The 17802-nt window shown below is 39.4% G+C and carries 19 protein-coding genes and 4 pseudogenes; 12 read left to right on the top strand and 11 right to left on the bottom strand.

Features of this window, described 5'->3' with window-relative positions; all coding sequences use genetic code 11:
* Nucleotides 1–17 precede the first annotated feature (17 nt).
* Entirely contained in the window at nt 18–461 is a 444-nt protein-coding gene (gene dtd / locus HMPREF0851_RS10545) for a D-aminoacyl-tRNA deacylase (RefSeq protein ID WP_000691419.1), read from the top strand.
* A 37-nt stretch (nt 462–498) separates the two neighbouring features.
* Here dtd and HMPREF0851_RS15800 read toward each other — a convergent pair whose 3' ends face one another.
* The 5 genes and pseudogenes from HMPREF0851_RS15800 to HMPREF0851_RS10525 all read right to left on the bottom strand — a co-directional run bounded on the left by HMPREF0851_RS15800 (nt 499) and on the right by HMPREF0851_RS10525 (nt 2944).
* Nucleotides 499–912, bottom strand: coding sequence for a hypothetical protein (locus HMPREF0851_RS15800; protein ID WP_000720036.1), 414 nt, complete (start codon nt 910–912; stop codon nt 499–501).
* 18 nt (nt 913–930) lie between these two features.
* A complete protein-coding gene (locus HMPREF0851_RS10540; protein WP_000732792.1) occupies nt 931–1344 on the bottom strand; it encodes a hypothetical protein in 414 nt (137 codons plus the stop codon).
* Nucleotides 1345–1463: 119 nt separating this feature from the next.
* The gene (locus HMPREF0851_RS10535) at nt 1464–2174 is read right to left on the bottom strand and encodes a nicotinamide mononucleotide transporter (protein ID WP_000749114.1); all 711 of its coding nucleotides are present in this window, start codon (nt 2172–2174) and stop codon (nt 1464–1466) included.
* Nucleotides 2140–2328, bottom strand: a pseudogene (locus HMPREF0851_RS10530) (hypothetical protein). Before HMPREF0851_RS10530 ends, HMPREF0851_RS10535 begins: the two are co-directional and overlap by 35 nt.
* Nucleotides 2294–2944, bottom strand: a complete 651-nt coding sequence (locus HMPREF0851_RS10525; RefSeq protein ID WP_000188528.1) for a metal-dependent transcriptional regulator — start codon at nt 2942–2944, stop codon at nt 2294–2296. Before HMPREF0851_RS10525 ends, HMPREF0851_RS10530 begins: the two are co-directional and overlap by 35 nt.
* 111 nt (nt 2945–3055) lie before the next feature.
* Between HMPREF0851_RS10525 and HMPREF0851_RS10520 the strand changes: the two genes are divergently transcribed.
* Nucleotides 3056–3898, top strand: a complete 843-nt coding sequence (locus HMPREF0851_RS10520) for a metallophosphoesterase family protein (protein WP_000160927.1) — start codon at nt 3056–3058, stop codon at nt 3896–3898.
* A 75-nt stretch (nt 3899–3973) separates the two neighbouring features.
* Nucleotides 3974–4411 (top strand): Rrf2 family transcriptional regulator, encoded by a 438-nt coding sequence (locus HMPREF0851_RS10515; protein ID WP_001166788.1) that lies wholly within the window; start codon nt 3974–3976, stop codon nt 4409–4411.
* Between the two features lie 208 nt (nt 4412–4619).
* On the opposite strand, the gene HMPREF0851_RS10505 is transcribed toward HMPREF0851_RS10515, so the two are convergent.
* The 3 genes from HMPREF0851_RS10505 to HMPREF0851_RS10500 all read right to left on the bottom strand — a co-directional run bounded on the left by HMPREF0851_RS10505 (nt 4620) and on the right by HMPREF0851_RS10500 (nt 7255).
* Nucleotides 4620–5693 carry a DUF2974 domain-containing protein gene (locus HMPREF0851_RS10505; protein ID WP_000181729.1) on the bottom strand — a complete coding sequence of 358 codons (1074 nt, stop codon included), beginning with the start codon at nt 5691–5693 and terminating at the stop codon, nt 4620–4622.
* A gap of 127 nt (nt 5694–5820) precedes the next feature.
* Nucleotides 5821–6597: a hypothetical protein gene (locus HMPREF0851_RS0104085; protein ID WP_000820272.1), complete on the bottom strand. Its 777-nt coding sequence runs from the start codon at nt 6595–6597 to the stop codon at nt 5821–5823.
* Between the two features lie 88 nt (nt 6598–6685).
* Nucleotides 6686–7255 (bottom strand): TetR/AcrR family transcriptional regulator, encoded by a 570-nt coding sequence (locus tag HMPREF0851_RS10500; protein ID WP_156790867.1) that lies wholly within the window; start codon nt 7253–7255, stop codon nt 6686–6688.
* A 409-nt stretch (nt 7256–7664) separates the two neighbouring features.
* Between HMPREF0851_RS10500 and HMPREF0851_RS10495 the strand changes: the two genes are divergently transcribed.
* The 8 genes and pseudogenes from HMPREF0851_RS10495 to HMPREF0851_RS10465 all read left to right on the top strand — a co-directional run bounded on the left by HMPREF0851_RS10495 (nt 7665) and on the right by HMPREF0851_RS10465 (nt 14197).
* Nucleotides 7665–8342 (top strand): response regulator transcription factor, encoded by a 678-nt coding sequence (locus HMPREF0851_RS10495; RefSeq protein ID WP_000548991.1) that lies wholly within the window; start codon nt 7665–7667, stop codon nt 8340–8342.
* Nucleotides 8335–9309, top strand: coding sequence for a sensor histidine kinase (locus HMPREF0851_RS10490; protein WP_000887974.1), 975 nt, complete (start codon nt 8335–8337; stop codon nt 9307–9309). The genes HMPREF0851_RS10495 and HMPREF0851_RS10490 overlap by 8 nt, the downstream gene beginning before the upstream one ends.
* 794 nt (nt 9310–10103) lie before the next feature.
* Entirely contained in the window at nt 10104–11615 is a 1512-nt protein-coding gene (locus HMPREF0851_RS10485) for an ATP-binding cassette domain-containing protein (protein WP_000938207.1), read from the top strand.
* Nucleotides 11616–11905: 290 nt separating this feature from the next.
* Nucleotides 11906–12316, top strand: a pseudogene (locus tag HMPREF0851_RS10480) (DUF389 domain-containing protein); the annotation flags it as partial.
* A pseudogene (locus HMPREF0851_RS16205) lies at nt 12315–12548 on the top strand (TMEM175 family protein); the annotation flags it as partial. The pseudogenes HMPREF0851_RS10480 and HMPREF0851_RS16205, both read left to right, overlap by 2 nt.
* Nucleotides 12473–12814 carry a hypothetical protein gene (locus tag HMPREF0851_RS10475; RefSeq protein ID WP_000397556.1) on the top strand — a complete coding sequence of 114 codons (342 nt, stop codon included), beginning with the start codon at nt 12473–12475 and terminating at the stop codon, nt 12812–12814. The pseudogene HMPREF0851_RS16205 and the gene HMPREF0851_RS10475, both read left to right, overlap by 76 nt.
* 13 nt (nt 12815–12827) lie before the next feature.
* The gene (locus HMPREF0851_RS10470) at nt 12828–13151 is read left to right on the top strand and encodes a potassium channel family protein (protein WP_001253404.1); all 324 of its coding nucleotides are present in this window, start codon (nt 12828–12830) and stop codon (nt 13149–13151) included.
* Entirely contained in the window at nt 13148–14197 is a 1050-nt protein-coding gene (locus HMPREF0851_RS10465) for a DUF389 domain-containing protein (protein WP_000126417.1), read from the top strand. Before HMPREF0851_RS10470 ends, HMPREF0851_RS10465 begins: the two co-directional genes overlap by 4 nt.
* Before the next feature lie 153 nt (nt 14198–14350).
* On the opposite strand, the gene thrS is transcribed toward HMPREF0851_RS10465, so the two are convergent.
* From thrS to HMPREF0851_RS16705, 3 genes and pseudogenes are all read right to left on the bottom strand, one after another.
* Nucleotides 14351–16294: a threonine--tRNA ligase gene (thrS, locus tag HMPREF0851_RS10460; protein ID WP_000608359.1), complete on the bottom strand. Its 1944-nt coding sequence runs from the start codon at nt 16292–16294 to the stop codon at nt 14351–14353.
* Nucleotides 16295–16315: 21 nt separating this feature from the next.
* The gene (locus HMPREF0851_RS10455; protein WP_009014305.1) at nt 16316–16930 is read right to left on the bottom strand and encodes an ATPase AAA; all 615 of its coding nucleotides are present in this window, start codon (nt 16928–16930) and stop codon (nt 16316–16318) included.
* Nucleotides 16915–17115 (bottom strand): annotated as a pseudogene (locus HMPREF0851_RS16705) (hypothetical protein). The gene HMPREF0851_RS10455 and the pseudogene HMPREF0851_RS16705 overlap by 16 nt, the downstream one beginning before the upstream one ends.
* 319 nt (nt 17116–17434) lie before the next feature.
* Between HMPREF0851_RS16705 and rpsO the strand changes: the two are divergent.
* Complete coding sequence (gene rpsO / locus HMPREF0851_RS10450; protein WP_001018251.1) at nt 17435–17704, top strand: 30S ribosomal protein S15; 270 nt, start codon at nt 17435–17437, stop codon at nt 17702–17704.
* Nucleotides 17705–17802 lie beyond the last annotated feature (98 nt).

Here is a 17802-nt window from a genome sequence, read left to right as displayed (position 1 = left end):
TTACTAGAAAGGCTATTATGAAAATCATTATCCAACGGGTTAAAAAGGCCCAAGTGAGTATTGAAGGTCAGGTGCAGGGGAAAATCAATCAGGGCCTCTTATTGCTGGTTGGTGTTGGACCAGAGGACCAAGAGGAAGATTTGGACTATGCTGTGAGAAAGCTTGTCAATATGCGAATTTTTTCAGACGCAGAAGGCAAGATGAACCTGTCTGTCAAAGATATTGAAGGAGAAATCCTCTCTATTTCTCAGTTTACCCTCTTTGCGGACACCAAGAAAGGCAATCGTCCAGCCTTTACTGGCGCAGCCAAGCCTGATATGGCATCAGATTTCTATGATGCTTTCAATCAAAAACTAGCGCAAGAAGTGCCTGTTCAGACAGGTATCTTTGGAGCGGATATGCAAGTTGAGCTGGTCAATGACGGACCAGTTACCATTATCCTTGATACGAAAAATAGATAAGAAAGACCAAGCCAGACAGCTTGGTTTTTCTTATCTATCACAAAATATTCCAAAATGAAATCGGTTCTTGATAGGCTTGGGGGAAGTCTCTTTTCAAGCTTTGGCAGGTGCGATAGGAAGGGATGAGATGTCCTAGGATGAGGAGATTTCCCTGAAGGAAAAGTGCCACACCACTCAAACATATCAAGGAGAGAATCATCAGACTATCCCATAGGAGGATTTGTAAGGCAAAGCGCCAGAATCTCGGTCTAATCTGGGAATAGAGGTGACTAAAGTGGTCACAAAGTTGGTTGGACAGATAGGTCAATAGCACAGGATGAAAGAAAATGAGCCAACCGCTATAAATTAAAATCCAATCCCAAGTAAGCCCCTCTTTAAATGTCAAAAATACCAGCATGATTCCATCAATGACAAGGAGTTGAGTGGTTTTGATGAAGATGATTTTTTTCATGCTAAAACCTCCTTTTCCTTAGAGACACTCCCATAAAGTGATGTGTTTGTCGTAAAAGTCTGGATAGTTTTCTCTTAGGTAGTCAGCTGTCCTATAATATAAAGTAGAATGGCAAGCAGTGATGATTGGCATAAGAGATGAAAAACGATGAGAACTAACGAAGGCTAAAAGGACAAAAAATAGAAAATCAATGGAGAGAACCCCTAAATAGTAGAAGCGAATCTTTTTATTGATTTGAGGATAAATCTCAGCGAATTGATGTTTGAGTCGGACAACCAAGCGAAATAGCAGGAGTCCCTGAGCAAGGAGGAAAATAAAACCAGTGAGCAAGAGCCAGTCGAAAACTGTCTCGTGTCTAGTACCAAAAAATGTAAATAGTAGCAAATCAATGACTGCAATTGCTACAAAATGGATTCTAAAGAGTTTTTTCATGACAAGACCTCCCTCTTTTATCTATCTTCATTCTACTCCAAAAGAATGGGAGTTACAAGTAAAATGATAAAAAATTTTAGTAAGGAGATTCTATTAGATTTCTTTATTTGATTTCCTTCTTATTGTTCCACCTCTTCATCATTCCAGACAAACAAAGCTCCGATTGCATTGAGGATATAAAAGATGTATTTACCGATATTGGCGAAATTCCCTTGAATACCAGCCTTTGTCAGCTGAACGAAATTGTAAATCAACCAAAAGCCCCACTGAGTTGTTAGTTTCAATGCGTTCAAAGCATTGGCAATGAGGGACAGTGCAAAGGCAATAGTTGTTACGTAGGCAAGGAGATTCATCTTGCCACCATAGCCGATATAGTTGGTCGCAAAGGCAAAGAGGAAGGCGATGATGGAAATGATGATGGCCGCCAATTTTAGCTGTTTTTGGCTCATTTGGTTGGGTCTGCCTTCTTGCGAAGCTTCCCATTTCTTAATCGCAAAGGTATAAATGAGGAAGGTGACGGGATAGGTGATAATAGCCGCCTTATTTCCAAGGATATAATCAATGCTACCAGACAAAATGGTATTAACAATACCAAAATAATTTCCCCATTTGCTTAATTTTCCCGTGAAACGAGTGGACAACATGGAAATCCCAACATTGGTTACGGAAATCAATCCAAAGGGAACAAGAGCTGTCCATGGGCCCCAGTCTACGAATTTGTCGAGACGGGAGTTGAGGTAACCAGATGCAATCGCAATCCCAACGACCAAAGCAACTCCAAAGAGGTCAAACCATTTAGATGTCGCAAAAATTTTTAGTGATTTTTTCATAGTTTAAACTATCTTTCTTTTTTTTAACAAATATTCTACAACTAAATGAAAGCAAAATCAAATGATAAAAATAAAACCCTGAAAATCAAACTTTCAGGGTTGGTAGGGGACTTGAGAAATTAGTCGATTTTTTCGACGTAGAGTTGTTTGGCAGTGTCCATATTTACTTGTAAATCCTTGTCTTTACTGAGGATAGTGAAGCTATTGCTGAAGCCATCAAACTGCTGGACTTGGAGCGGATCACCGATGTGAAGTGCATGCTTGTCCAGATAATTGAGAATGTCAAAACTATCGTGCACCCGAGTCAGACGGTAGGCGCCAGCTTCTTTAATATCCGAAAGGGGGAGGTTATTGATTTCAACTAGGAGTTCTCCCTTGGCAGGAATGGTTCCTCCGTGGGGGCAGGTTTTAGGGAAACCTAGCAATTTATCCAGTCTTTCCACGAACAGGTCAGAGACAGTATGTTCCAAGACCTCAGCTTCCTCGTGAATCTGGTCACTCGTATAGTCTAAATGATGAACTAGAAAAACTTCAATCAGGCGGTGCTTACGGTAGAGCTCAGAGACTAGTTTGAGCCCGAGGTCAGTCAGTAGATAGCCACATTCCTTGTCTTTGAGGATGAGGTTTTCGCTCTTCATCCGTTTAATCATTTCAGTTACGGCAGGGGGAGAGACTTGCATGCGAGCCGCAATTTCCTTGTTGGTAATCTTATGCAGGTCTGTGCCAATTTCATAAATACACTTTAGATAATCTTCTTTATTCGGGGTCATTCGTTTCCTCTTGTCTAATATCTTTATCTAGTATATCAAAAAAAGCTAGATTTCTCTAGCTGTGACTTTTTATGTTATACTTATTGCAAGAGAAAAAACGAGGAGATGAATATGACAAAAATAGCTCTTCTTTCAGATATTCATGGAAATATTACAGCCTTGGAGGCTGTTTTGGCAGATACTCGGCAGCGAGGAGTGGATGAATACTGGCTTTTGGGAGATATTCTCATGCCAGGAACAGGGCGCAGAAGGATTTTGGACTTGTTGGCTCAACTACCGATTACAGCTAGAGTTTTGGGAAACTGGGAAGACAGTCTGTGGCACGGTGTCCGTAAGGAATTGGATAGTACCCGCCCCAGTCAACGCTATCTCTTGCGCCAGTGCCAGTATGTTTTAGAGGAAATTTCCCTAGAAGAAATCGAAACGCTCCATAATCAACCTCTCCAGCTCCATCGACAGTTTGGGGATTTGACGGTAGGAATTAGCCACCATCTTCCTGATAAGAACTGGGGGCGTGAGTTGATTCATACTGGAGCTCAAGAGGATTTTGACCGCTTGGTGACCAATCCGCCTTGTGATATTGCTGTTTATGGTCATATTCACCAGCAGTTGCTTCGTTACGGGACTGGTGGCCAATTGATTGTCAATCCAGGTTCGATTGGGCAGCCTTTCTTTCTAGATGCTCAGTTGCGGAAGGACTTGCGAGCTCAGTATATGATTTTAGAATTTGATGACAAGGGCTTGGTAGATATGGACTTCCGACGGGTAGACTATGATGTGGTAGCTGAATTGCAGTTGGCTAAAGCCCTCAAACTTCCCTATTTTGAGGTTTACTATGAAAGTCTGGTCAATGGGATCCACCATACTCATCATCAGGAATTTCTGAGAGAATTGGCCCAGAAAGAGGGTTATGATAGGGAGTTAGATGTCTGGTTGAAAAGTGGTAACGATTGACATTACAACTAAAAAGGGTATAATAAAAGAAAAAGAAGAGTAGAGGCAGGGGAGCCTCGTAAAAAGGAGAAGAGGATGCAAATTCCAAGTAGATTTACCATTGCGACTCATATGCTGATAATTATTGCCCTCGAGGGGAAGGAAAGCAAGGTGACCAGTGATTTTCTGGCTGCTAGTGTCGGGGTCAATCCTGTCATTATCAGAAAGACCTTGTCCCAGTTGAAGAAGGCAGAGCTGATTTCAGTAGCGCGTGGAACAGGGGGAACAGAGATTGTTAAGGATCTCAAGGACATTAGTCTTTTAGATGTTTATCAGGCGGTCGAATGTCTTGGTAAGACAGGTCAACTCTTCAGTTTCCATGACAATCCAAATCCAAATTGCCCAGTTGGAGCGCATATTCATGATGTTTTGGATCAAAAATTGGAGAGAATTCAGCTGGCTATGGAGGCTGAACTTGGTCAGACCAGTCTAGAGCAAGTCGTGGCTGATGCAGAGAGTCAGATGAAGGAGTGATTTCTTCTTTAAAACAAGAAAAGCTTATGAGAAGGTTTTTATACTCAATGAAAATCAAAAAGCAAACTAGGAAGCTAGCCGCAGGTTGCTCAAAGCACTGCTTTGAGGTTGTAGATGAAACTGACGAAGTCAGTAACATATATACGGTAAGACGACGCTGACGTGGTTTGAAGAGATTTTCGAAGAGTATTACCTTTTCATAAGCTTTTTATCTATTTTTCCATGCTTGGTAACGGGTATCAATCAATAACTGGGTAAGGCGTCCCATGGTTTCTCTTTCTTTTGGAGTGAGGGATTGCGCTTGGACAAAGAGATGATGAATATGCTCGATAGCTTTTAAGGAAGACAGGTCATTGATGGAGCTAATCCCAGCATCGAGAATAGTGCCAAAGAAGAGATCGAAGTAGAGCTGGAGTTCCACATCAGGGACTGTGGCCACCCACTCCTTGAAGGTTGTGTCGACTTGTTGGCTATCGCTGTTGGTCTTTTCCAGTTGGACGAAGTGCTTGTCCTCAATCTGCCAACTAAAGGTATCGTGCTGGGCGATACCACCCAAGGCAGTACTTTGAACAATGATTTGGTGGGCAGGAATTTCCAGCATCATACCAATAATGGAACCTTGTGGAATGAAGACCTTGGTTCTATCCATTATCCTTTGATAGCCCTCGGTTTGGGTCAATTCTTTGTGGAGACCAGGCGCATCAAAGGTATAAACTGCTGTGATTTGATTTTGCAAGCTTTGCTCAATTTGGCTAGCGGCATAGATGGCTAGATTTCCTCCCTTGGAATGCCCGGCCAGAATGACCTTTTGCTTAGGATGGTGGGTAAAAAAGTTCTTTAAATAGTGGAGGGCGTGCTTTTGAGCAGGAATTTCCTTCATATAGGTCAGGTGGAAATCTTCCTTCCAGCCAATGATACTGTCATCAGTCCCACGAAAGACAATCAGATAGGTATCGAGAGTGAGACGGTAGGTTATAGCCGCAAATTGCTTTTGCAGTTCAGGGTCGATGTCGTTGATGAAATGGGAGAGTTTGCAATTCTTGAAGCGTTTGTGTTGGGCTAGTTTGTCTAATAACTGGAGCCTATTTTTATTTGTCAACATGTTGGGCTCCCTTGGAACCTGAGGAGCCAGATCTAAAAGTCGCTGAGGAGTTGTGGAGACCAGATTATCAAAGGAGAGATAGGTGGTTTCTGTTAAGGCTAAAACATCTAATTCATTCAAAGGTAAGTCGTAAAAGGAATCGTGTGCGACATCTTTCAGATAGTCAAAAATATTGGTCATAAGAGCTCCTTTCTCTATGTTTATCCTACCATATTTACATAGAATTAGCTAGTAGGCTTGTTTAGCCGCTCTACAAAATGACCTAGTAGTTAGGGTTTGATTCAGATATACAGAAGACAGATTGCTTTTATTTCAAACCTCTAAACGAGCTTACTTGGATATTTTTGTTATCAATGCCATTTTCCTTTAAAAAATTCTTCATCTCATTTACATCATCAGGCTGACCTGTGATGAGATAGCTGGCTTGATTGCCGTATTCATCAATAGCACGTTTTAAAAATGCTTGGCTTTGAGAAAAGGTTTCGCTAGTTTTATAAGTTAGATTCGGATTATTCTTACTAAGCTCTCTTAACTCATTATCAAAAATGTTTACTCCTTTGTCTAAATGATTAAGAATGATGGATCGCTTACCAGCCCACTCTTTCACAACTGGACGTAGAGTAGAAATACCGACATCAGAGGCAAAACAAACCAGTGCTTGGTCATTGTCTTTAACAGATAAAGATGACTCCAGCCAACTCATCTCAATTTTACTACCAGCTGGTAAATGTGTTAAGGTTTCCTTAAACACGCTACCACTATTATGGGTTACAATAAGAATTTCATCCTCATCAGGAGTGGAAGCAAGGGTTAGCCATCGGCTAGCCTGATCCTCCTTTACTGGACTTTTGTCTGGACCAAACGAGCTGTCAGGAAGCTTAAACTGAGCATAGGAGCTAGCTTTCCATATTTGATTTTTTGGTTTTGTGATGTGAACTAAATACAAATCTCCGCTGGGATTTTCAATGGATTTTATCGATAAAGTTTGACTTCGTCCAAGATAGGTAATGATTCCCCAAGATATAAAGCCGAGCACTCCAAGTGTAGTTAGAATAATTATGAACATTTTTTTCCCTCGTTTCATTTTTAACTCCTATAGTGTAGTAATTTTCTATGAATGAATAATATTTTTTTTCATTCAATAATTTCCAAAAAATAAAGAAAAGATTTCTTTATTTCAGTATTCCTTTAATGAAGTTGGTTGCTAGTATTTCTACAGTTTTGCTAATATCTGGAAAATCATTTTCTGTGATATGCATATCCATGTAGTAAAATAGGTTGTAAACCTGTAAAATATCTTGAATTTTTTCTGGTGAATAGCCTTCAGACCGCAAACGATTAGTAAAGGTTTTCACGAGAAATTGATGAAATGGATTCGCGACTTTCCCTTCTTCTGAAGAATAGTAATTGTGTAACTCATCTGCAATAGCAGGATTATACCATTCAGCAAGAATTTTATTGGAAGAAACGAGTGCTCTGGATTGAGCAAAGAGTTGACTAATGAGATCAGTCATATCAATTTCCCAATCCAGTTCTTCAATCATAGCTTGGCGAACACGGTTGTTTTCATCAATATAGATATCTAGAAAAATAGCTTCTTTACTTTCGTAATAGTTATAAAAAGATCCGACTGCTACATGAGCTTGTCTAGCAATTTCTGAAATTCCTGTCGCCTTGTATCCTTTTCTTGAAAAAACTTCGTAAGCTGCTGATTTTAAAGTCTGTTTTTTGTCCAATTTGATTTAATCTCCCTTTGAATGAATATTTTGTTTAATTCATTCATATCTTAACAAATCTTTTGCAGATTGTCAATCCGAAAGCTAGAACTTTTTATGTCTACTATTTGATAAGGAGCTTCTCAATGTTATAAGAGTATGGAATCTCGTTTTAACTACACTCAAGGTTTAGAAGAATAGATATAAATTTTTGTTAAGGGGATGGATAAGAGAACTGAAATGAAGGTTGAAAAAAATTAAAAATAAAAGGGTAGGACTGGCACTATGTATGAAAATAAGGTATGATATCAATGGGGTTATTCACTATTTGTTTTTGAGCTGTTGTGACAAGGAAATGTCAAAAAAGTATTAGATACCAGCCCCTTTATTTATAATAAAGGATTTAAGACTCCTAGAATTAGCAAAGGAGAAGCGCATGCACAAGATTTTATTAGTAGAAGATGATCAGGTTATTCGTCAACAAGTCGGAAAAATGCTATCTGAATGGGGATTTGAAGTGGTCCTGGTAGAAGACTTTATGGAAGTTTTGAGTCTTTTTGTCCAGTCGGAGCCTCATCTGGTCCTCATGGATATTGGACTGCCCTTGTTTAATGGTTATCACTGGTGTCAGGAAATTCGCAAGATTTCCAAGGTGCCGATCATGTTCCTTTCTTCGAGGGATCAGGCTATGGATATTGTCATGGCAATCAATATGGGGGCGGATGACTTTGTGACCAAGCCTTTTGACCAGCAGGTTCTTTTAGCCAAGGTTCAGGGCTTGCTACGCCGTTCCTATGAGTTTGGGCGTGACGAGAGTTTACTGGAATACGCCGGTGTGATCCTCAATACCAAATCCATGGATTTACATTATCAAGGCCAAGTCTTGAATTTGACCAAGAACGAATTCCAGATTTTACGCGTTTTGTTTGAGCATGCGGGCAATATCGTAGCGCGTGACGACTTGATGCGAGAACTTTGGAACAGTGACTTTTTCATTGATGATAATACTCTCTCTGTCAATGTGGCTCGTTTGCGTAAAAAGTTGGAAGAACAGGGCTTGGTAGGATTTATCGAGACCAAGAAAGGGATAGGGTACGGATTGAAGCATGCTTGATTGGAAACAATTTTTTCTAGCCTATCTGCGCTCCCGTAGTCGTCTGTTTGTTTATCTGCTCTCTTTGACGTTTCTGGTTTTGCTCTTTCAGTTTTTATTTGCCAGTTTGGGAATTTACTTTCTCTACTTTTTCCTCTTGTGTTGCTTTGTAACCATCTTATTTTTCACTTGGGACATATTGGTGGAAATGCAGGTCTATCGCCAGGAAATTCTCTATGGGGAGAGGGAAGCCAGATCTCCATTGGAAAGAGCTTTAGCAGAAAAATTAGAAGTGCGTGAGATGGAACTTTATCAGCAGAGGTCAGATTCAGAAAGAAAACTGACGGATTTGCTGGATTACTATACCTTGTGGGTCCATCAGATTAAGACCCCCATTGCAGCTAGTCAACTCTTAGTTGCAGAAGTAGCCGACCGCCAACTGAAGCAGCAGTTAGAACAAGAAATTTTCAAAATCGATTCCTATACCAATCTAGTTTTACAGTACCTGCGTTTAGAAAGTTTTCATGATGATTTAGTCTTAAAGCAGATTCAAATTGAGGACTTGGTTAAGGAAATAATTCGTAAATATGCTCTTTTCTTTATTCAAAAAGGCTTAAATGTCAATCTACATGACCTTGATAGAGAAATCGTGACGGATAAGAAGTGGCTACTAGTGGTTATTGAGCAAATTATCTCAAATAGTCTCAAGTACACCAAGGAAGGTGGTCTGGAGATTTATATGGACGGTCAAGAGCTCTGTATCAAGGATACAGGAATCGGGATAAAAAATAGTGATGTCCTCCGAGTCTTTGAACGTGGTTTCTCAGGATATAATGGACGCCTAACCCAGCAGTCATCTGGACTTGGCCTCTACCTATCTAAGAAAATTTCTGAAGAACTGGGTCACCAGATTCGTATTGAGTCTGAGGTTGGAAAAGGAACGACAGTGCGGATTAGATTTGCTCAAGTGAACTTAGTCCTTGAGTGATAAGAGACAATGAGTTTTTACCCAATCTCTTTTTGCTATATTTCAGGATATTTGAAGACTGTTTTTTACAAAACCAATAATAGAATTTTTAATACGGAATATAGTATAAATACTGGTTCAAAGTGAAGTTTTGTATGCTTTATACTTTTGTTGAGTATAAAATCTATAAACTAAGGGTGAATTACAAAAATTAATTTGAGATGAAGTGAATTGTAGACTTGGGAAATGTCTCCTATTCAATTTCAGAATGAATCGTTGATACAGGATTAAAAGAACTGCAGCTTTCTTTTTATTTTGAATGAGATAGGTGTATATAGATTTGTGTAACTGGTGTAGAACTGTTTCCAAGAATTTATTGATTGTATCGAATACACACATTCTATTGATTTTGAACTAGTTTTTAATTTCTAAATGTTATAATAGTTTTATCAAGTAAAAGGAGACTGCCATGATTGCAGACAATATAAAATTCTTACGAAAATCACATAATCTGATATAACCAGAATTTTCACGGATTGTGGGTGTGTCACGAAATAGCCTAAATCGTTAGAAAAACTGAAGAAGCTTTCAATAGAAGTATTGGAAATATTCATTTTACATCTATCAAAGAAACATGGGATAGACCTATATTTTACAAAATAGCAAATTATATTTTGAATGATAGTAAAAACGGCAGTACTTGTGTGATTTACAATTATTGCACTCAATGTCCGAGTATCGCACTATCTGAAATAGGGAATAGTAGAGATTGTTCTGCGATATGTAAAAAAACGGATTAGCAAGGAGTATCGTATATGCTACCATATCTTAAAACTATTAGATGGTATCTCTTCTTTAATTTTCTTTTTGGTGTAGTATCGAATATCTGCACAGCTTTGTTACCGTATTTCACGCAGGAATTAATCAAAGGGGATTATCAAGTAGCTCTATATGGTTACTCTATGTCAGTGGCAGGCTATTTGAGTTGTAACTATATCCAAATGATACTTGATTGGAAGCAGGGGATTATCTTTTCGACTACTTTGAAAAATGAGTGGTTTCGTTCACTTCTGGGACTCAGTCACCACGATTTCAAGCAGAAAACAGTAGCAGAGTATATTTCCTATCAATCTAATGACCTAGATTCGTTGGAAAAGGATTACCTTCCTCCATTGATGAGTTTTATCAAACAAATTTTACGTATCATCATTTACGCTTTCATTATTAGCAGAACAATTAATCCTATTGTATCACTGATTTTAATCTTTTCTACTGGAATTAGTATTCAAATTCCTAAAATCGTTGGGAAGTTGACCGCTAATCGTAGACAGGTTTACTTGAAAAAACAAGGAGATTACTATCGAACTTTGGAGGATTTGCTCATGGGACATCATTTGGTAAATAAACTAACTATGTCGCATTTTTTGAATCAACAAAAGAGTTCTCTAAAGAATTTGCAGGATAAGTATTTTAAGTATGGTTTGACAAAAATTACAGGCATCTTATTGACAGGTGTTTCTTTTGAATTCATTAGTCTTGTTCTGTTTATTTATTTAGCCTACTCTCTATCTCACCAGCAACTCGGTATTCCTGAGGTGGTGGCGAGTTTCGGATATATTAATGCTTTTTCTGAACCAATACAGGAAATCCTTTATGATTTACAAATGTTAGAGTCCGTAAAGCCTGTAATCAAGAGTTTTCAAAACATTGTTGGGAGACCCGTTTCAGTTCAAGCACCTCAACATTCTTTTGATACGATTACTTTGAAAAACATTTCCAAACAACTGGGAGAATCAAAATTGATAATTACTTCCGCTACGATTCAAAAAGGGGATAAAATTGCGCTTATTGGTAAGAATGGGTCTGGAAAAAGTAGTCTTCTCAACATTTTAAATGGAACAGATGAAGATTTTGAAGGACAAATTGTGCTAGATGGGCTTGTTTTGGACCATCTTTGGGGAAGATTCGGTATGATTCTGCAACAAGAACATACATTTATTTCGAGTTATGAAAATAATGTAACGCTATTCAATAGTTTCAATGAAAAATTCAGAGAAGAAGATTTTGAAAAAATTCCACCACAATCCCTGTCAGGTGGTCAGCAACAACGAATGTATTTAAATCGTGAGAAAAATCGTAAGAATCCATTGCTTATCCTAGACGAACCTTTCTCTGCCTTGGATACTAATCAGTTTAAAATGGAATTGGAAAGAGTTCTGGAACTACCAAGTGCCGTCATTGTTACTTTACATCGCCAAAACGAATTATTAAGTAAGTTTGACCAAGTTTGGGAAATTAAGAATGGAGAACTTGTAATTTTGAAATAGCTAAATTATAAAGAATAAAACGCATAGTATCAAGGTTCAGGAGATACCGTTTTTCCTTCTTCGGATAAGGAAACAAAAATTTCTTGCTTCATCTATCTATTCAATTGATAGATTTCGTCAGAGAAAAACTGTAAAATTTTTGATATAATATAAAGGATGGACTGACGGATACTTAAAAGATAATTTTCAAAAGAATAACAGGTGAGAAGAAAAATATGTAAGATTGGACAGAAGTCTCTCTACCATCATCCATGCAGAAACAAGATTATATAAAATAAAAGGAGTAACCAATGAACGGAAATTATTCAACACGGGAATACCGTGAGAAATTATACGATGACCTTCATGTTCGATTGAGAGATACAGCGATTTTGATGTGTGCAATTTTTATTGCCTCTATCGGTCTAAATATGAATTCAACAGCTGTTATTATTGGAGCCATGTTAATTTCACCTCTCATGACACCGATTGTTGGACTGGGATTCGGTTTAGCTATTTTTGATACGCGTTTAATCAAGCAATCTCTAGAGGTTTTATTGACTCAAGTGTTGGTCAGTTTGCTTGTCTCGACTCTGTATTTCTGGATTTCTCCCTTGTCTTATGCAAGTAGCGAGTTGATCGCACGAACCTCTCCAACCATTTGGGATGTTCTCATTGCTATTGCTGGTGGGATTGCTGGTGTGATCGGTTCAAGGAAAAGAGTTAGAAAAACCAACAACACCAAGTCTTGAAGCTTTTTGGGATTTACGGCAAAATTTCTTTGCTTGTTTTCTTTCCTTTTTCTGGTTGGGATCGTTATGGATGGCACTAAACACATTATGGGAAAAGGTTGAGAAAATTTCCTCAGAAATTATTTGGTGGAATTTGTTTCTACTCTTGGAGCGGCAGGAGTTCTCTTTGGAGAATTTCATGCCATCCAAGATACCAGTCTGAATGATGTGGTGGACCGGATCTATATAAATGTCAAGGATTTACCGTTTCAGTCCTTGGGAGCTTTAGCTAATATCCTGTCTGATGTTAAGAAGGGACTGATTCAAGACAGTCATATCTGGTCTTTCTTCCAGTCATTTTTCAAACAATATCAGTTGATAATCAGCTTAAATCAGATCTATCAGTTTGTCTATCTTTCTCTGATGGAGATCATGTCCTATCTTCACTTTGATTATTGGAAAAAACGGCTCGGTCAGGAGCTAGTATGAATAAGGAGAACAAATGAGACGTTTAAAAATGTTATGGCATATTATACAGGTTACGGGTTTTACTCGGTTTGCTCTGAGTTTTGTGACCTTTGTTTTTGGGTCAGGAGGCGTGCTTTTCCTAGTTGAACCTGCTATCACAAATTACGGAGACGGTCTTTGGTATGCTTTTGTGACTTCGACGACTGTCGGCTACGGGGATCTCCTAGCTGTGACCTTGATTGGAAGGATTACCAGTGTCTTCTTGACGATTTATGGGCTCATATTTTTTGGCTGTTTATCAGCTGTTATTATTAATTATTATACCGATTTAAATAAGGAAAGAGGAGAGGACAAATGACTGCCAATTATTCAACACGGGAATACCGTGAGAAATTATATGATGATCTTCATGTTCGATTAAGAGATACAGTGATTTTGATGTGTGCGATTTTTATTGCCTCTATCGGCCTAAATGTGAATTCAACAGCTGTCATTATTGGAGCCATGCTGATTTCTCCTCTTATGACACCGATTGTTGGACTGGGGTTTGGTTTAGCTATTTTTGATACGCGTTTAATCAAGCAATCTCTAGAGGTTTTATTTACTCAAGTATTGGTCAGCTTGCTTGTCTCGGCTCTGTATTTCTGGATTTCTCCCTTATCTTATGAAAGTAGCGAGTTGATCGCACGAACCTCTCCAACCATTTGGGATGTTCTCATTGCTATTGCTGGTGGGATTGCTGGTGTGATCGGTTCAAGGAAAAAAGAAGCAAACAATATCGTGCCAGGAGTAGCCATTGCTACAGCTTTGATGCCGCCTATCTGTACTGCTGGCTATGGTTTAGCTAATGGGAATGTACGATTTTTATTGGGGGCTCTCTATCTTTTCTTGATCAACTGTGTCTTTATCATGCTAGCCAACATTGTTGGAACAAGAATTTTGATGAGAAAATCTCCTTTAACTTCATTTAAAGAGCTGAGCATTAAAATGAGAATTGGCTTGATTTCTTTGATTGTATTGTTGATTCTTCCAGCTAGCTATTCGGCAGTTACTCTGACAATAGAACAAGCGCGCAAAGAAGGGATCAAACAGTTTGTAGGAAAAGAGTTCGCCAATTATACGGTTATTAATCAAGTCTACAAGTCAAGTAACAATGAATTGGTCTTGACGGTTGTTGGAGATCCGATTTCAGAAGAAGAATTAGAAACACTCCACCAAAAACAAGCCTCTTACGGTATTCAATCTGTTCAATTGAAAGTGAATCAAGTTCAGAACTCGCCAACATTAGATAGTGAAGCGACCAAGGAATTTTATGAAAACATTGACAAGTATATTGATCAAAAACTCTCTGAAAAAGATTCACAAAACGATCTCGTAAAAGAAAATGAAGCAGACAAGGATTGAGGATATTGACCTTGTCTAACTCATGAAAGCAAATCTTGTATGGTGGTTTGACCAATCACTACTAGCTCAGGTTAAATAAAATATAAAAAGCAACAGCTGAAATAGTTGTTGCTTTTTCTGGCTCTGAAAAATGTTTCTCAGACTGTGATTATTTTATTTCTCAACTCGTGATTTGTTGGCGATATCAGCAAGGATAGCTTGAACAAAGTCATCAACTGAGACAGTTTGTGTTTCTTTTTGTCCATAGCGGCGAACGTTGACTGTTCCGTCTTCCATTTCCTTGTCTCCAACAATCAATTGGTAAGGAATCTTGCTGGTTTGTGACGCACGGATCTTAAACTGCATTTTTTCATTGCGTTCATCTACGTCTGCACGGACACCACGGTCACGGAGTTTCTTAGCTACTTCCCAAGCGTAGTCCACGTGTTTTTCGTTAGATACTGGGATGAGGGTTACTTGGTGTGGTGCAAGCCATGTTGGGAAGGCACCCTTGTAGTTTTCAATTAAGATAGCTGTGAAGCGTTCCATAGTTGAGATAACTCCACGGTGAATCATGACTGGACGGTGTTCCTCACCATCAGCTCCGATGTATTTGAGGTCGAAGCGTTCTGGAAGCAAGAAGTCAAGTTGGATAGTAGAAAGGGTTTCTTCTTTACCAAGGGCAGTCTTAACCTGGATATCCAATTTTGGTCCGTAGAAGGCTGCTTCCCCTTCGGCTTCAAAGTAGTCCACACCCATTTCATCAAGGGCTGCACGAAGCATGGTTTGGGCATTTTCCCACATTTGGTCGTTATCGAAGTATTTTTCCTTGTCCTCTGGGTCACGAAGAGAGAGGCGGAAGCGGTATTCAGTCAAGTTGAAATCTTCATAAACATCGATAATCAACTGAAGGGCACGTTGGAATTCTTCTTGGATTTGTTCAGGAGTTACAAAGAGGTGACCATCGTTGAGAGACATTTCACGCACACGTTGAAGACCAGTCAGGGCACCAGATTTTTCATAACGGTGCATCATACCGATTTCGGCGATACGGATTGGCAACTCACGGTATGAGTGAACATGGTGTTTGAAGACTTGGATGTGGTGTGGGCAGTTCATTGGACGAAGGACAAATTCTTCCCCGTCACCCATGTCCATAGTTGGGAACATGTCTTCTTGGTAATGATCCCAGTGACCAGAAGTCTTGTAAAGCTCAACTGAAGCAAGTGGTGGAGTGTATACGTGTTGGTAGCCAGAAGCCAACTCTTTGTCTACGATGTAGCGTTCCAATTCACGACGGATAGTCGCACCATTTGGCAACCAGAATGGAAGTCCTTGACCAACCTCTTGAGAAATCATGAAGAGGTCAAGCTCTTTACCAAGCTTACGGTGGTCACGTTCCTTGGCTTCTTCACGCATTTGAAGGTAGTTCTTCAAGTCTTTCTTGTCAAACCAAGCTGTACCGTAGATACGTTGCATCATAGCGTTGTCGCTATTTCCACGCCAGTAAGCACCAGCTACGTTAAGAAGGTGGAAAATTTGGATGCGACCAGTTGATGGGACGTGAGGACCACGGCAGAGGTCCACGTATTCACCCTGACGGTAGATAGTTAAACCACCCTCGTCTTCTGAGTGTTCTTCAATCAATTCCAACTTGTAAGGGTCATTTTTGAAGATTTCACGTGCCTCGTCTTTGGTAACTTCTTCACGAATTGATGGGAAGTTTTCTTTGACAATTTTTTGCATTTCTTCTTCGATACGAGGAAGATCTTCGTTAGAGATTTGACCAGCTGTGTTGTCAGTATCGTAGTAGAAACCATCTTCGATGGCTGGACCAACTCCCAAGTGAATGTCTGGGAACAGACGACGAGCTGCTTGGGCGAACAAGTGAGCAGCTGAGTGACGCAAGATTGGAAGGGCATCTTCGTGATCTGGTGTCACGATTTCGATGCTTCCATCTTCAGTGATAGCACGAGTAGTGTCGATGAGTTTGCCGTTGAATTTACCAGCCAAGGCTTTTTTAGCCAGGGAATTGCTGATAGATTGGGCAATTTCAAAAGTTGTAACGCCAGATTCGAATTCACGAACAGCGCCATCTGGGAAAGTAATGTTAATCATGATGTTCTCCTTAAATATTTATTATTTTTTGTTGGACAATTTTAAGAGCCGAGCAACCTCTTTCATAGTCTGATTTTCTGATTGACTACCATCTATCAAGAGACTAGAATATCCTAATTCCATTGCTTCTTTACGAACCATTTGGGCAAAAAGAATGTCTCGTTGCATCCAGTTTTCAAAAGCTTTATCAGGGTTGGTTGTCCCCTCTAAGACATAAGGAACCCATTCTCTCTGTCTATAATGCTTTTTCTGAAAATCAGTTGTCGGAGTCAAGCATAGATAGGAAGACGCTGGATATTCAAGCTCCTTAACCAAGTGAGGCAACAGTCCTGCTCCCTCCACCAAGAGAGGTCTGTTTTGATTTTTTATTAAGTAAGATTTTACATAAGGAAAAATCTCCTCATAAAAGTGCCATTCTTCATCCGCCATCTCTTCTGGATTTCTCATCCAGATTTGTTCCGGACTTCTATCCTTCCTAAGAAGGCAAATTGGTTGTGAGTCTGCACTTGCTTGACTAATCATCTCGTTTAGCAAATCATCGAGTTTGATATGACGTAGCTGATATTGTCTAGCAAGAAGTGAGGCAATTGTTGACTTTCCACTACAAGGCGATCCACCAATCATATAAAGCACCATTCTTCCTCCTTCTGAAAAACAAAAAGCGACATCCTCAAAAGGACGTCGCAACGTGGTTCCACCTTCATTTATGTACCTCAAAAGAGAGGGACACCTCTGATTGGCTCTAACGTGGCCACCGTTTTATGTTTTCATAAAAAACTCAAGAGTAGTATCAGTTTAGGCTCTCTATGCGTTTCCAGCAACCACGCACTCTCTAGTAGAAAGGGACTAAGTGACTTGTCTCTATGGATTATTATAGCATGATTGTGAAAATTTTCAAGATATTTGTAGATTTTTTTGAATTTCCTTGTTGGAAAGGCGTTGGTAATCAGCTATGGTAATATTAGTAGAAATTGACAATCTTAATTGTGTTAGTGAAGCAAAGAGAAAGAAAGTAAATCTGTTGACAAAGAAGTTAGTTATTGGTAGAATAGGGATTGTCGTAAAGACAAATAACTTCTTCTTGGTTACAGGCATGCCAACCTGTCACTCGGATGAAGCCAAATAAAAAGGAGAAACATCATGGCAATCTCAAAAGAGAAAAAAAATGAAATCATTGCACAATATGCACGTCACGAAGGTGATACAGGTTCAGTAGAGGTTCAAGTTGCTGTCCTTACTTGGGAGATCAACCACCTTAACGAACACATCAAACAACACAAAAAAGACCACGCTACTTACCGTGGATTGATGAAAAAAATCGGTCGCCGTCGTAACTTGCTTGCATACTTGCGTAAAAACGACGTTAACCGTTACCGTGAGTTAATCAACTCTCTAGGACTTCGTCGCTAATCTTGCGTCTAAACCGTTTCTATACTTCGTTGACTTCGGCTCGATGTACCATTAGTACAACCTTCGCCTCGTCGCCTAGTCTATAAACGGTTTATCCA

Origin of the sequence: Streptococcus sp. M334, assembly GCF_000187745.1 — a bacterium.
Lineage (GTDB): Bacteria > Bacillota > Bacilli > Lactobacillales > Streptococcaceae > Streptococcus.
This window is presented reverse-complemented; position numbering and strand designations above follow the sequence as displayed.